General features: G+C 69.7%; 14 protein-coding genes. 7 read left to right on the forward strand and 7 right to left on the reverse strand.

The genetic code is table 11. The features are described 5' to 3' along the window. The first annotated feature begins 25 nt into the window (after positions 1-25). Positions 26-1717, forward strand: a complete 1692-nt coding sequence (hutU, locus tag AC3ANN_RS05785) for a urocanate hydratase (RefSeq protein WP_488340039.1) — start codon at positions 26-28, stop codon at positions 1715-1717. 106 nt (positions 1718-1823) lie between these two features. Then, positions 1824-2996 carry an imidazolonepropionase gene (gene hutI / locus AC3ANN_RS05790; RefSeq protein WP_488340040.1) on the forward strand — a complete coding sequence of 391 codons (1173 nt, stop codon included), beginning with the start codon at positions 1824-1826 and terminating at the stop codon, positions 2994-2996. A 7-nt stretch (positions 2997-3003) separates the two neighbouring features. On the opposite strand, the gene AC3ANN_RS05795 is transcribed toward hutI, so the two are convergent. The 6 genes from AC3ANN_RS05795 to AC3ANN_RS05820 all read right to left on the reverse strand — a co-directional run bounded on the left by AC3ANN_RS05795 (position 3004) and on the right by AC3ANN_RS05820 (position 8324). Then, positions 3004-3474, reverse strand: coding sequence for a SixA phosphatase family protein (locus tag AC3ANN_RS05795; protein ID WP_488340041.1), 471 nt, complete (start codon positions 3472-3474; stop codon positions 3004-3006). Beyond that, positions 3474-4358: an agmatinase family protein gene (locus AC3ANN_RS05800; RefSeq protein WP_488340042.1), complete on the reverse strand. Its 885-nt coding sequence runs from the start codon at positions 4356-4358 to the stop codon at positions 3474-3476. Before AC3ANN_RS05800 ends, AC3ANN_RS05795 begins: the two co-directional genes overlap by 1 nt. 49 nt (positions 4359-4407) lie before the next feature. After that, positions 4408-5706 carry a DUF445 domain-containing protein gene (locus AC3ANN_RS05805; RefSeq protein ID WP_488340043.1) on the reverse strand — a complete coding sequence of 433 codons (1299 nt, stop codon included), beginning with the start codon at positions 5704-5706 and terminating at the stop codon, positions 4408-4410. After that, positions 5699-6871 carry an acyl-CoA dehydrogenase family protein gene (locus AC3ANN_RS05810; RefSeq protein ID WP_488340044.1) on the reverse strand — a complete coding sequence of 391 codons (1173 nt, stop codon included), beginning with the start codon at positions 6869-6871 and terminating at the stop codon, positions 5699-5701. The genes AC3ANN_RS05805 and AC3ANN_RS05810 overlap by 8 nt, the downstream gene beginning before the upstream one ends. Positions 6872-6937: 66 nt before the next feature. Further along, on the reverse strand, positions 6938-7705 hold the full coding sequence (locus AC3ANN_RS05815; RefSeq protein ID WP_488340045.1) for an alpha/beta fold hydrolase: 768 nt from the start codon (positions 7703-7705) through the stop codon (positions 6938-6940). Positions 7706-7826: 121 nt separating this feature from the next. Next, entirely contained in the window at positions 7827-8324 is a 498-nt protein-coding gene (locus AC3ANN_RS05820) for a MarR family winged helix-turn-helix transcriptional regulator (RefSeq protein ID WP_488340046.1), read from the reverse strand. Between the two features lie 151 nt (positions 8325-8475). Between AC3ANN_RS05820 and AC3ANN_RS05825 the strand changes: the two genes are divergently transcribed. Further along, a complete protein-coding gene (locus AC3ANN_RS05825; protein ID WP_488340047.1) occupies positions 8476-8859 on the forward strand; it encodes a DUF7882 family protein in 384 nt (127 codons plus the stop codon). 18 nt (positions 8860-8877) lie between these two features. Next, the gene (locus tag AC3ANN_RS05830; protein ID WP_488340048.1) at positions 8878-9297 is read left to right on the forward strand and encodes a pilus assembly protein CpaE; all 420 of its coding nucleotides are present in this window, start codon (positions 8878-8880) and stop codon (positions 9295-9297) included. A gap of 12 nt (positions 9298-9309) precedes the next feature. On the opposite strand, the gene AC3ANN_RS05835 is transcribed toward AC3ANN_RS05830, so the two are convergent. Further along, entirely contained in the window at positions 9310-10515 is a 1206-nt protein-coding gene (locus AC3ANN_RS05835; RefSeq protein ID WP_488340049.1) for an MFS transporter, read from the reverse strand. Positions 10516-10896: 381 nt separating this feature from the next. Here AC3ANN_RS05835 and nrdH point away from each other — a divergent pair, with 381 nt between their 5' ends. The 3 genes from nrdH to nrdE are packed head-to-tail and all read left to right on the forward strand — an operon-like array spanning position 10897 to position 13717. Continuing rightward, positions 10897-11130 carry a glutaredoxin-like protein NrdH gene (gene nrdH, locus AC3ANN_RS05840; RefSeq protein ID WP_127818343.1) on the forward strand — a complete coding sequence of 78 codons (234 nt, stop codon included), beginning with the start codon at positions 10897-10899 and terminating at the stop codon, positions 11128-11130. A gap of 2 nt (positions 11131-11132) precedes the next feature. After that, entirely contained in the window at positions 11133-11579 is a 447-nt protein-coding gene (nrdI, locus tag AC3ANN_RS05845) for a class Ib ribonucleoside-diphosphate reductase assembly flavoprotein NrdI (protein WP_488340050.1), read from the forward strand. Then, positions 11564-13717, forward strand: coding sequence for a class 1b ribonucleoside-diphosphate reductase subunit alpha (gene nrdE, locus AC3ANN_RS05850; RefSeq protein ID WP_488340051.1), 2154 nt, complete (start codon positions 11564-11566; stop codon positions 13715-13717). Before nrdI ends, nrdE begins: the two co-directional genes overlap by 16 nt. The last annotated feature ends 2 nt before the right edge of the window (positions 13718-13719 follow it).

Genomic DNA, 13719 nt, shown 5'->3' on the forward strand with positions numbered 1-13719 from the left:
GCGCGCCGCTGTGTGGAATCGACTCATGACCACGATCGAGACCGACACGGCCGCTGCGCGGCCCGCTGTCCGAGCGCCGCGCGGCGCGGAGCGCACGGCCAAGAGCTGGGGCGCCGAAGCCGCCAAGCGCATGCTGATGAACAACCTCGACCCCGAGGTCGCCGAGCACCCGGAAGACCTCGTGGTCTACGGGGGCACCGGGCGCGCGGCGCGCAGCTGGGAGGCGTTCGACGCGATCGTGCGCACGCTCGACGAGCTCGAGCCGGATGAGACCCTGCTCGTGCAGTCGGGCAAGCCGGTCGGCGTCTTCCGCACGCACGAGTGGGCGCCGCGCGTGCTGATCGCGAACTCGAACCTGGTGGGCGACTGGGCGACGTGGCCCGAGTTCCGCCGTCTGGAGCAGCTCGGCCTCACCATGTACGGCCAGATGACCGCGGGCTCGTGGATCTACATCGGCACGCAGGGCATCCTGCAGGGCACGTACGAGACCTTCGCGGCCGTGGCCAGGTCGCTCGGCCGCGACGACCTGTCGGGCACGCTCACCCTCACCGGCGGCGCGGGCGGCATGGGCGGCGCGCAGCCGCTGGCCGTGACGCTCAACGGGGGAGCGGTGCTCATCGTCGACGTCGACGAGTCGCGCCTCGCGCGCCGGGTCGACCGCGGCTACCTCGACGAGTACACGACCGACCTCGACGCCGCGGTGGCACGCGTCGTTGCGGCGAAGGCCGCGGGCGACGCGCTGTCGGTGGGCGTCGTCGGCAACGCGGCCGAGGTGTTCCCCGAGCTGCTGCGCCGTCACACCGCGGGCGAGCTCGCGATCGACATCGTGACCGACCAGACGAGCGCGCACGATCCGCTCGCCTACCTTCCGCTCGGCGTGGCGTTCGAGGACTGGAAGGCCGAGGCATCCGCCGATCCCGAAGGATTCACGCGCCGAGCACGCGAGTCGATGGCCGCGCACGTGGCCGCGATGGTCGGGTTCCAGGATGCCGGCGCCGAGGTCTTCGATTACGGCAACTCCATCCGGGCGGAAGCGCAGCTCGGCGGCTACGAGCGCGCGTTCGCCTTCCCGGGCTTCGTGCCCGCGTACATCCGCCCCCAGTTCGCCGAAGGCCGCGGGCCGTTCCGCTGGGTTGCCCTGTCTGGCGACCCCGAAGACATCCGCAAGACCGACCGCGCCGTCATGGAGCTGTTCCCCGAGAACGCCGGGCTCGTGCGGTGGCTCGAGAAGGCCGGCGACGCCGTGCACTTCGAGGGACTCCCCGCGCGCATCTGCTGGCTCGGCTACAAGGAGCGTCACCTCGCCGGCCTGAAGTTCAACGAGATGGTCGCGTCAGGGGAGCTGTCGGGCCCCATCGTGATCGGCCGCGACCACCTCGACGCGGGCTCGGTCGCCTCGCCCTACCGCGAGACCGAGGCGATGGCCGACGGCTCGGACGCGATCGCCGATTGGCCGCTGCTGAACGCGCTGCTGAACACGGCGTCGGGCGCGGCCTGGGTGTCGATCCACCACGGCGGCGGCGTCGGCATCGGCCGCAGCATCCATGCCGGGCAGGTGACGGTCGCCGACGGGTCGCCGCTGGCCGCCGAGAAGCTTGAGCGCGTGCTCACCAACGACCCGGGCACCGGCGTCATGCGCCACGTCGACGCGGGCTACGAGCGCGCCGCGGAAGTCGCGCGCGAGCGGGGCCTGACGATCCCCATGCTCGACGCGTGACCCCTTCTCTCATGGCCGAGACTTCACCTCTGTACGGTTTGGCGCCGAATTCCGTGACATACGTGAAGTCTCGGCGAGGAAAGGACGCGATGAAGGGGCGGATGCTGTGAGCGCGACGCTGATCACGAACATCGGTGAGCTGACGACCAACGTCGCGCGCGACGGCGATGCGACCGGGACGGTCCGCGACGCCGCGGTGCTGGTCGAGGGCGACCGCATCGCGTGGGTGGGTGCGGCGAATGCGGCGACCCGCCGATCGCCGCAGCTCGAGGTCGTCGACGCCGGCGGCCGCGCCGTCATCCCGGGGTTCGTCGACAGTCACACGCACGTCGTCTTCGGCGGGGACCGCGCCGACGAGTTCGAGGCTCGCATGTCGGGCACGCCGTATGCAGCCGGCGGCATCCGCCGCACGGTCGCCGCCACGCGCGCCGCCGGCGACGAGGAGCTGCGCGCTCGCCTGGGCGGCTTCGTCGCCGAGCTTCACGCTCAGGGCACGACGACGTTCGAGATCAAGACCGGGTACGGGCTGAGCGTCGAAGACGAGGAGCGGCTCGCGCGACTCGCCGCCGAGGTGACGCCCGAGGTCACCTTTCTCGGCGCACACGTCGTGCCGGCCGAGTACGCCGAGCGGCGCGACGAGTACGTCGACCTCGTGTGCGACGAGATGCTGCGCGCCGTCGCTCCCCACGCCCGGTGGGTCGACGTGTTCTGCGAGCGCGGGGCGTTCACTCCCGACGAGGCCCGTCGAGTGCTCGCGGCCGGCGTCGCGCACGGACTTCAGCCGCGTGTGCACGGCAACCAGCTCGGGCCGGGCGAAGGGGTGCAGGTCGCGGTGGCGATGGATGCGGCATCCGTCGATCACTGCACGTACCTCGACGACGACGACGTCGCGGCGCTCGCCGGGAGCGAGACAGTCGCGACGCTGCTGCCGGGTGTCGAGTTCTCGACGCGCCAGCCGTACCCCGACGCTCGGCGCCTCATCGACGCAGGCGTCACGGTGGCCCTCGCGAGCGACTGCAATCCCGGCTCGAGTTTCACGAGCTCCATGCCCCTCATGATCGCGCTCGCGGTGCGCGAGATGGGCATGACGCCCGCAGAGGCGGTGTGGGCGGCCACCGCCGGCGGTGCTCGCGCCCTGCGCCGCGACGACATCGGGGCCGTCGCGCCCGGAATGCGCGCCGACCTCGTGCTGCTCGACGCGCCGACGCGCGTGCACCTCGCGTACCGGCCCGGCGTGCCGCTCGTGCGCGATGTCTGGGTCGGCGGTCGCTCGCTCTGAGACGGGCTCAGCGGGGCGTGTCGAGCGTCCACTCGTCGGGGTCGAGCGCGGTCGCGACGTCCCAGTCGTCGACGCGCCACGTGAACGTCGCGACGGCGCAGGTCGGCATGTGCCCGATGTCGTCGTCCGAGAGGTGCGCGGCCAGCACGCTCATGCCGGGGTCGTGCGCGACGACAACCACCGTCGGTAGCCGCGTCGCGGCGGCCGCCGCGAGCAGAGTGCGTGCGGGGGCGCCGTAGAGCTCGGGATCGGGCGACACCGGCACGCCGAGCTCGGCGGCGAACGCCTCGGCCGTCGTTCGTGCGCGCACGGCGGTGCTCGAGAGGATCGCATCGGGCCGGAGGCCCGTCTCGGCGAGCTGGCGCGCCATGCGGGGAGCGTCGCGCCGACCGCGGTCGTTCAGCGGCCGGTCGTGATCGTCGAGCGCGGGGTCGCCCCAGTCCGACTTCGCGTGCCGCACGAGCACCAGGGTCACCATCAGGCCACCGCCTTTCCCGCGAGCAGCTCGAGAACGCAGAGGGCCGCGAGGCGCACGGTGCGCCCGTCCGCGGCATCCGCGGTCGCGTCCACTTCGACGATGTCGGCGCTGCATACGCGCGGATCGGATGCCGTGGCCCGCACGAGTGCGCGCAGCTCCCACGCCGCGAGGCCGCCGGGCACCGACGCCGGGCATCCCGGCGCGACCGACCGGTCGCACACGTCGACGTCGATGTCGAGGTGGATCGCGCCGCCGTCCGCACCCGCGACGTTCAGAGCCTCGGCGACCACGTCTGCGGCGCCGCGGCGGCGCACCTCGTCGAGCGTGACGACCGTGATGCCGAGGTCGGTCGCGCGCTGCGCGTACGCCGCCGAGTTGGCGAAGTCGGCGATGCCGAGCTGCACGATGCGGCGCGGGTCGAGCCCCTCCTCGACGAGCCGGCGCACGGGGGAGCCGTTGGAGACCCCGTCGCGCAGGTCGAAATGCGCGTCGATCGTGATGAGTCCGCTCGCGCCCGCTCCCTGTGCCATGGCGTACGTGATCGAGTTGTCTCCGCCGAGCCCGATCGCGAGCCCGGCGCGCTCGCGCAGCGCGGCGACGGCGGCACGGACGGATGCCTCGCCCGCCGGCCCGTCGGGCTCGTCGATGTCGCCCGCGTCGGCGACGCGCAGCGCTTCGTTCAGGTCGAGAGGCGGCGGCCCGAGCAGCGTGGGGCTGTAGCGGCGCAGCGCCTCGCGCACGGCGGCCGGAGTGGCGTGCGCGCCGGTGGCCGAGAGCGACGTGCGGAACGCCGGGATGCCCAGGATCGCGGCATCCCAGCCGCCGTCGTCGATGGCGGGCCAGGCCCCCGCGCGCGGCCAGAGCGGGTCGTGGGAAAGCGTCACGGCTCGACGCTACCCGTCCGTCACGCCGGGACGTAGACCCGCGATCGCATCAGCCCAGCAGCGCGTGCGCGATCGAGAAGATCGCGAGGCCCGCGAGGGCGCCGACGATCGTGCCGTTGAGGCGGATGTACTGCAGGTCGCGGCCGACCATGAGCTCGATCTTCTCGGTCGTCTCGGCCGGGTCCCATCGCTCCACGGTGTCGGTGATGATCGACGCGATGTCGCTCCGGTAGCGGTCGACGAGGAAGACCACGGCATCGGTGACCCACGTGTCCACGCGGCGCTGGAGCGCGGCATCCGTGGTCAGCCGGTCGCCGATCTCGGCGAGAGCCTGGGATCCCCGGCGACGCAGCCCGCTGTCGGGGTCGGCGAGCGAGCGCAGGAGTCCGGATTTCGCCGTGTTCCAGGCCGCGGCGGCGAGTTCGCGCACGCGGGGGCTGTCGAAGACGGCGTGCTTGGCGTCTTCGAAGCGCCCGATGGTCGCGGGATCGTGCTGCAGGTTGTCGGCGAGGCGATCGAGGTAGCCGTCCACGGCGAGACGGGCGGGGTGCGCGGGGTCGGCGCGCACCGCCGCGACGAACTTCACGGCCTCGTTGTACACGGTGTCGTCGACGAGCCGCTGCGCGACCGACGGCAGCCACGACGGCAGCCGTCGCGACACGAGCCCGGTGAACGCTGCGTGATTCGCGTCGAGCCACACCGCGATCGTGTCGAGCGCCATGTCGACGGCGCCGTGGTGCGCGCCGGAGTCGACGATCCGCGCGAGCCACTCGCCGAGCGGAGGGCCCCACTCCGGCGCGATGAGATGCTCGCGTGCGAGGTCCTCGATGACGTCCTGCACGTCGTCGTCGCTGAGCGCACCGAGGACGTTCGCCGCCATGACGGACGCCTCGGCCGCGACCCGCTCGGCGTGTGCGGGTGTGCGCAGCCATTCGCCGAGGCGCGCGGCGATGTGCGTGGCCTCGAGCTTCGTGCGCACGACGTCGCCGCGCAGGAACTCGGTCTCGACGAACTCGCCGAGGTTGCGGCCGATCTCGTCCTTGCGGTTCGGGATGATCGCGGTGTGCGGGATCGGGATGCCCAGCGGATGCCGGAACAGGGCCGTCACCGCGAACCAGTCCGCGAGGGCGCCTACCATGCCACCCTCCGCTGCGGCGCGCACGTACGCCAGTGCCGGCACGTCCTGCTCGAAGGCGAACGAGACCGCGAACAGCGCGGCCATGAACAGCAGGGCGCCGAGCGCCACGCCCTTCATCACGCGCAGGCCGCGCCGGCGCTCCTGGTCGGCGGCGCTGAGCAGATGGGTGGGGGTCCGCGCCGTGCGGCGGATGCGCGTCGTGTCAGTCATCGAGCGGACCGAGCCATGCGGTCGCCACGGTGGAGTGCGCGGACTCGGGGTCGGACGGGTGGAAGAGGCCCGCGAGCACGTCGCGGTACAGGCGGCTGAGCTCGTTCGCCGTGAAGTACGACGATCCGCCCGCGACGAGAACCGCTTCGTCCACGATCGACTTCGCCGCCGTCACCGCCCGGTGCTTCACACCCGCGAGCAGCGAGAACCAGCGTGCACCGTGATCGGCGAGCGTGTCGACGTCGCGGGCGAGAGCCTCGATCTGCGGGGGCAGCGCGTCGTAGGCGAGCGCCATGCCGGCGATGCGCCAGCGGATGTCGGGGTCCTGACTGTACGCCTTGCCGGTCTTCTTCGACGTGCGCGTGCCGGCCGCGGCGACCGCGACGTCCAGGGCGCGGCGCGCGATCCCGGTGTACACCGAGGCGAGCAGCAGCTCGAACACGCTGAAGATGCCGAACACCAGGGGATCGGGGTTCGGCCCCGGCGCGAGACGGCGCACGACGCGATCCGCCGCGGCCACCGCGCCGTGCAGCTCGGTGGTACGCGACTGCGTTCCCCGCATGCCCAGCGTGTCCCAGTCGTCGCGCACCACGATGCGCCCGGTCTGCACCTCGGAGCGCGGAACGAACGCATAGACCATCTGCGGCGCGTCGGCGGAGGTCGTGTCGAGGCCGTGGAGCCCGAGCTGCGTCCAGACCGGCGCGAGCGACGTGAAGATCTTCGTGCCGGTGAATGCGTAGCCGCCGTCGGGCAGCGGGGCGGCATCCGTCCCGCTCCCGAACAGCACGAGGTCGTTGCCGGCCTCGCTGATGCCGAACGCGAACACCTCGCCGCCGACCGCACCCTCCTGCACGAACCGCAGCGCGTCGATGCCGCGGTCGGAGAGGACCTTCGCCACCCCGGTCCACACCAGGTGCATGTTGATCGCAAGCGCGGTCGCGGGCGCGGCGCCCGCGAGGCGCTGCTGGAGGACGGATGCCTCGGCGAGGCCCAGACCGCGTCCCCCGAGCGCGCGCGGCACGAGGATCGCGAGGTATCCGGCATCCTTCAGGTCTGCCAGGTCGTCGTCCGGGAACGTGTTCTCGCGGTCGTGGACCGCGGCTCGCTCGCGGAACCGCTCGAGCAGAGCGTCGGGCAGGATCTCGCGCGGATCGAATGCGGTCACCCCGCCATTCTTACGCCACGAATCGCAGCACGGCGCGTAGCGTCGCGAATCAGAGCGGCGTGCGGCTCACTCGAGCGCGCGCAGGAGCGCCGAGACGGTCGCGTCCGGAGCGTCCCGGTGCGGCGAATGCCCGGCGCCCTCGACGATCGACATCGTGAAGAGGCGGTTCTGCGCGACCACCCGCTCGGCGGGCTTGCCCGCGAAGATCGAGTACACCGACGGGTCGGAGGCGATCACGTGGGTGGGCACCTCGACGCGCAGCGCCGCGTCGCTCACGTCCCACACGCGGTTCTGCACGCTGGTCTGCTCGACCGCCCAGCGGCTCGCCTGCTGCGCCGACAGCGCCTTGAGCTCGACATCCTGCTCGTGCCACCGCGGGTGCTCCGCGCGCACCGCCTCCTGGCTCGGGTCGTCGAACGAGCGCGTCTGGCTGTCGCGCACGATGTCGCGGTCGCGGTCGGTGAGCGCGACCGCCGGGTCGATGAGGACGAGTCGGCGCGTCCAAGACGGGTCGCCCGCAACGGCGAGAACGGATGCCGCGCCCCCGAGCGAGTGTCCGATGACGAGGTCCCACGGCTCTGCGTCCGGGCTGGCGTCCGGTCGCGTCTCGGCCAGGTCGGCCGCGTAGGCCGCCAGCGTGTAGTCGAGGGTGCGCGGAGCCGTGCCGTGTCCGCGCAGGTCCACCGCATCCGCGCGCCATCCCACGTCGGCGAGGGCCGCGCCGTAACGCCACATCAGGGCGCCGTTCGACCCCAGTCCGTGGACGAGCAGAGCCCGGCGAGGAGCGGTCGGAGAGCCCCAGGACGACCGGGGGAGGGTGACGGGAGCGACCATGACGCCCAGCCTAGAAGCGACGCATGACCGGTTCCGTCCCCGAGACGACGGTTGGCACGATTTCGCGCCCGACTTGGCAGGTTCGGTTCCCGCGGCGGCGCGACGCGGTCGGTCGCTCGGCTCAGGCGAACTTCTCGAGCTCGTCGGCGATGCGACGCACGACATCGGCCGCGCAGTCGGCCTCGTGCTCGGGAAGGCTGTCGATGACCGCCACGATCGCGGAGTGGTGCGGCGCGAAGGAGTCGTCGACGCGCTGGACCGCGGCGTCCGTCGCCACCACGAAATGCGCTCGCCGGTCACTCGGGTGCTCGACTCGCCGCACGAAGCCGCGCGCCACCAGCCGGTCGACGACGTTGGTGACGGTCGCGCTCGACGTGTTGAGCATCACCATGAGGTCCTTGGGGCCGAAGTCGCGGTCGTCACGCCGCGCCTGCACGAGATAGCGCAGGGCGGTGAGGTCCATCGTCGAGAGCTCGGAGGACCGCTGCGCCTGCTCCATCTGATCACGTTCGGCCCGCCAGAGGTGGAGGATCGCCTCGGAGAGCCTCCGACCTGCCTCGGTCTTGGGCTGGTCGGCGTACAGGTGCTCGCTTTCGTGACGCACGACGGTCAGTGGCATGACATACCTCCGCGAAGCTTCGTAAGCCTCAGCATAATACACCACGGTTTAGGACAGACAGAGGGTTTCTTATTCACTAAGATACTTATACACTGTACTAGAAACTCACTGGACGAGATACAGTGAGTGAAAACGGGAGAAGGGAAGAGACATGGCGCACCTTTACTACGGTTCGGAGTCCGGTCCGGCCGAGATTCCCGACCGGATCCTGGCGCACGTGAAAGTCGTGGCGACCACCAAGCTTCGGCGCGGCGAGAGCTTCCTCCTCACCTGGCGGCACTGCGACGGCGAGGCGCCCGGCCGCACGTCCATCTGGATGCAGCCCTCGATCCCGCTGCGTTTCGTCTTCGCGAACCCGGACCCCGAGCCCCTCGATGGGGAGTACCTGCGGGATCTCGCGAATCAGGCGAACTCCAGCGGCGGCATCGTGCTCGACTGGGAGGACCAGGTGGCGGCGCTCGACGACCCGGCCCTCGCTCCTGTGTCTGCCGCTCAGGACTCGCGCAGTGGGGTGGGCCAGCTCGTCGCCGCGTGACGGTCCGAGAATGGAGACATGATCTCGACCGAACTGGCGACCGCGCTGCGTGACGCCGGCCTCGTGTGGCACCCGAGCTCGGGCGACCGGTTCCAACTGGACGAGCCCGAGTTCGAGGCCGACGTCTTCACGGTCAGCGAGATGACGATCGAGCCGCGCGAGTACCCCACCGGCAAGCTCCTCGCCTTCAACGGAACGACCGAGTGGGCCCTCGACTCGGTCGCGCTCGAGGATGCGCTATGGCTGCCGCACGAGCACCAGCTGCGCGAGCTGCTGCGCGGCGCGTTCCGGGCGCTCCGGCGGCTGCCCGACACGCACGAGGTCGAGATCGCCCTCCGTCGGTCCGAAGGAGCGGAGGACGTGCTCGTGTTCGAGCATCCCGAGCCGGCCGACGCGTACGCCCTGGCGGTGCTGGAGATGCTGCGCCGTGTCGCGTGACCTTCCGCGCGCTCAGCCGACGGTCTGCACCGGCTCCGTGTCGGGGATCGGGCTGGCGTCCCGATCGCGCAGATCGGGGAAGCCGCGCACGAACACGATCGCCACGACGAGGCCGATGACGGCGAAACCTGCCGCAGCCACGTACGCACCGCTCGGACCGATGTCGTCGATGAGGAACCCTGCGACTGCGGACCCCGCGGCCGCGCCGATGAGCTGACCCGTGGCGACCCACCCGAACGCCTCGGCGGTGTCGCTGAACTTCACGCTGGCCGACGTCATGGCGAAGAGCACCGCGAGGGCGGGCGCGATGCCGATGCCCGCCAGCACGAGGGTGCCGCTCAGCCACCACACGTCCAGCGAGACGATCGTCAGCGTGAGGCCGGCGGCGACGATGGCGAGGCGCCGCGCCATCGCCCACGGTCCGATCGGGATGTGCCCGAACGCGAGCCCCCCGGCCAGGCTCCCCACCGAGAACAGCGCGAGCACGATGCCGGCCTCGAGGCCACCGTGGTCGAACGTCGCCACGACGCCGGCCTCGACGGCCGCGCAGGCGCCGATGAGGAGGAACCCGACCACGGTCGCCAGGAGCACGGCGGGCTTCGCGAGCACCTTGCCGATGCCGCGCCGGCTGCGCGGGATGCGCACGCGCCCCACCTCGGGGGAGAGGATGAACCACGCGCCGCCGCCGAGCAGGATCACCACGATGAGCAGGAGCGCGGGCACCGTCCCGACCTGGGTCGCGACGAACGTGATGAGCACCGGGGCGATGATCCAGATGATCTCCTGCAGCGACGCGTCGAGCGAGAACAGCGGGGTCAGCTGGCGGGACGTCACCATCTTGGGGTAGATCGTGCGGACTGCAGACTGCACGGGCGGAGTCGAGAGCCCGCACACGAGGCCCAGGACCATGTAGCCCGGCAGCGGCAGTGCGAGGAGGGCGACCGCGGTGAGCGACGCCGCACAGACCAGGAGGGTCGTGGTGAGCACCCTGCGCATGCCCCAGCGGCCCATCCAGCGGCTGGTCACCGGCCCGGCGACCGCCTGCCCGATCGATGTCGCCGCCAGGACGAGGCCCGCCGCGCCGTACGAGCCGGTGACGGCCTCGATGTGCAGCAGGATCGCGAGGCTCGTCATGCCGTTCGGGAACCGCGCGGTGAGCTGCGCTGCGATGATGCGGCCGATCCCGGGAGTACGGAGGAGATCGCGGTAGCCGGCCACCACACAACGCTAATGCCTGGTCCACGCCGGCCGACACGCCGGGGGGCCACGCGACACGCCGCGACACGCCGTACGCGTCATCCACAGGCGGATCCGATGTCGGACCCCCGATCTAGCTTCGAGGCTGTGGATGGATGTGGCCGTGGCATGCGAATCCCGTGTGATCCAGGCGTTTTCCAGCCTTCGCCGACTGTGGATGAATCGGTGGAGAACCTGTGTTGTACATGGGGAGAGCGGTGGAAAATCACACGGATGTAACTACTACCCCTTGTGGTGCTATCGAATGTCGGTACCCATATGTAGTATTGGACTCCCGGTGGGGGGCCCGCTGGAGAAACATCCGGAAGTGACCGGAACGAAGTTGAGGGAGACGGAATCGAGATGGCGATCACGGTCTACACGAAGCCTGCGTGCGTCCAGTGCACGGCGACCTATCGAGCACTCGACTCGAAGGGGATCGAATACGAAGTCCACGACCTCTCCGAGGACCCTTCGGCCCTCGAGCAAGTGAAGGCGCTGGGTTATCTCCAGGCGCCGGTCGTCATCACCGATGAGGACCACTGGTCGGGCTTCCGCCCCGACAAGATCGACGAGCTCGCCGCGCGTCTGGCCTGACCATGTCCGCAGTCGTGGCGCAGCGCGTCGCGACGAGCGCGCCTCTCCTGGTCTACTTCTCGAGCGTCTCGGGCAACACCGCCCGATTCGTCGGGAAGCTGGGAGCCAGAGCGGTCCGGATCCCGCTGCACTCCACGGATCCGGCGCTCGTGGTCGACGAGCCCTACGTTCTCGTCACCCCGACCTATGGCGGAGGCCAGGGTCGGGGGCATGAGAAGGGTGCGGTTCCCAAGCAGGTCATCCGGTTCCTCAACGACGAGCGCAACCGGCGTCTCCTCCGCGGAGTGATCTCCGCAGGGAACACCAACTTCGGCGATGCCTTCTGCCTCGCCGGCGACATCATCAGCCGCAAGTGCAACGTGCCGCACTTGTACCGGCTCGAGGTATTCGGCACGCCAGAAGATGTGGAACGCGTGAACGCGGGATTGGAACGATGGTGGGAACTCTGACCGAGGCCGACTTCAAGACGGAGGCACGCTTCGAGGGCATGGACTATCACGCCCTCAACGCGATGCTCAACCTGTACGACGCGAACGGCAGGATCCAGTTCGACGCCGACAAGCGCGCTGCACGGGAGTACTTCCTGCAGCACGTCAACCAGAACACGGTGTTCTTCCACTCCCTCAAGGAGCGGCTGGACTACCTCGTCGAGAAGGAGTACTACGAGCCGGCGGTGCTCGAGAAGTACTCGTTCGAGTTCATCCAGCAGCTCAACGACTTCGCGTACGGCAAGAAGTTCCGCTTCGAGACGTTCCTCGGCGCGTTCAAGTACTACACGAGCTACACGCTGAAGACCTTCGACGGCAAGCGCTACCTCGAGCGGTTCGAAGACCGCGTCGTCATGACCGCTCTCGCGCTCGCCGACGGCGACGAGGCGCTGGCCACGTCGCTCGTCGACGAGATCATCTCGGGCCGCTTCCAGCCCGCGACGCCGACGTTCCTCAACGCCGGCAAGGCGCAGCGCGGCGAGCTCGTGTCGTGCTTCCTGCTGCGCATCGAAGACAACATGGAGTCGATCTCGCGCGGCATCAACTCGTCGCTTCAGCTGTCCAAGCGCGGTGGCGGCGTGGCGCTGCTGCTGTCGAACATCCGCGAGTCGGGCGCCCCGATCAAGCAGATCGAGAACCAGTCCTCCGGCATCATCCCGGTCATGAAGCTGCTCGAAGACAGCTTCAGCTACGCCAACCAGCTGGGTGCGCGTCAGGGCGCAGGCGCGGTGTACCTGTCGGCCCACCACCCCGACATCATGCGGTTCCTCGACACCAAGCGTGAGAACGCCGACGAGAAGATCCGCATCAAGACGCTCTCGCTCGGCGTCGTCGTCCCCGACATCACGTTCGAGCTCGCCAAGAACGACGAGGACATGTACCTGTTCTCGCCGTACGACGTGCAGCGCGTGTACGGCGTGCCGTTCGGCGACATCTCGGTGACCGAGAAGTACCGCGAGATGGTCGACGACCCGCGCATCAAGAAGACCAAGATCAACGCGCGCGAGTTCTTCCAGACCCTCGCCGAGATCCAGTTCGAGTCGGGCTACCCGTACATCATGTTCGAGGACACGGTGAACCGGGCCAACCCGATCAAGGGCCGGATCAACATGTCGAACCTGTGCAGCGAGATCCTGCAGGTCAACACGCCGACGACCTTCAACGAGGACCTGTCGTACGACCAGATCGGCAAGGACATCTCGTGCAACCTGGGCTCGCTCAACATCGCCCTGGCGATGGACGGCGGCGACCTGGCGCGCACGGTGGAGACCAGCATCCGCGCCCTCACCGCGGTCAGCGACCAGAGCCACATCCGCTCCGTGCGCTCGATCGAGGCCGGCAACGACCGCTCGCACGCGATCGGTCTCGGCCAGATGAACCTCCACGGCTACCTCGCTCGCGAGCACGTGTACTACGGCTCCGAAGAGGGCATCGACTTCACGAACATCTACTTCTACACGGTGCTCTTCCACGCGCTGCGCGCGTCGAACCGCATCGCGATCGAGCGCGGCGAGGTCTTCGACGGGTTCTGGGACTCGAAGTACGCGTCGGGGGAGTTCTTCGACAAGTACATCGACCAGGAGTGGGCGCCGGCGACCGACAAGGTCAAGGAGATGTTCGCCGGGCACCACATCCCCACGCAGGACGACTGGCGCGAGCTGAAGGCGTCCATCCAGACGCACGGCATCTACAACCAGAACCTGCAGGCGGTCCCGCCGACCGGCTCGATCTCGTACATCAACAACTCGACGTCGTCGATCCACCCGATCGCGGCCAAGATCGAGATCCGCAAGGAAGGCAAGCTCGGGCGCGTGTACTACCCGGCGGCGTTCATGACGAACGACAACCTGGAGTACTACCAGGATGCCTACGAGATCGGCTACGAGAAGGTCATCGACACGTACGCCGCCGCCACGCAGCACGTCGACCAGGGTCTCTCGCTGACGCTGTTCTTCAAGGACACCGCCACGACGCGCGACATCAACAAGGCGCAGATCTACGCGTGGCGCAAGGGCATCAAGACGATCTACTACATCCGCCTGCGCCAGATGGCCCTCGAGGGAACGGACATGAGCGAGTGCGTCTCGTGCACGCTCTGATG

The organism is Microbacterium sp. STRO-2N, assembly GCF_057747775.1.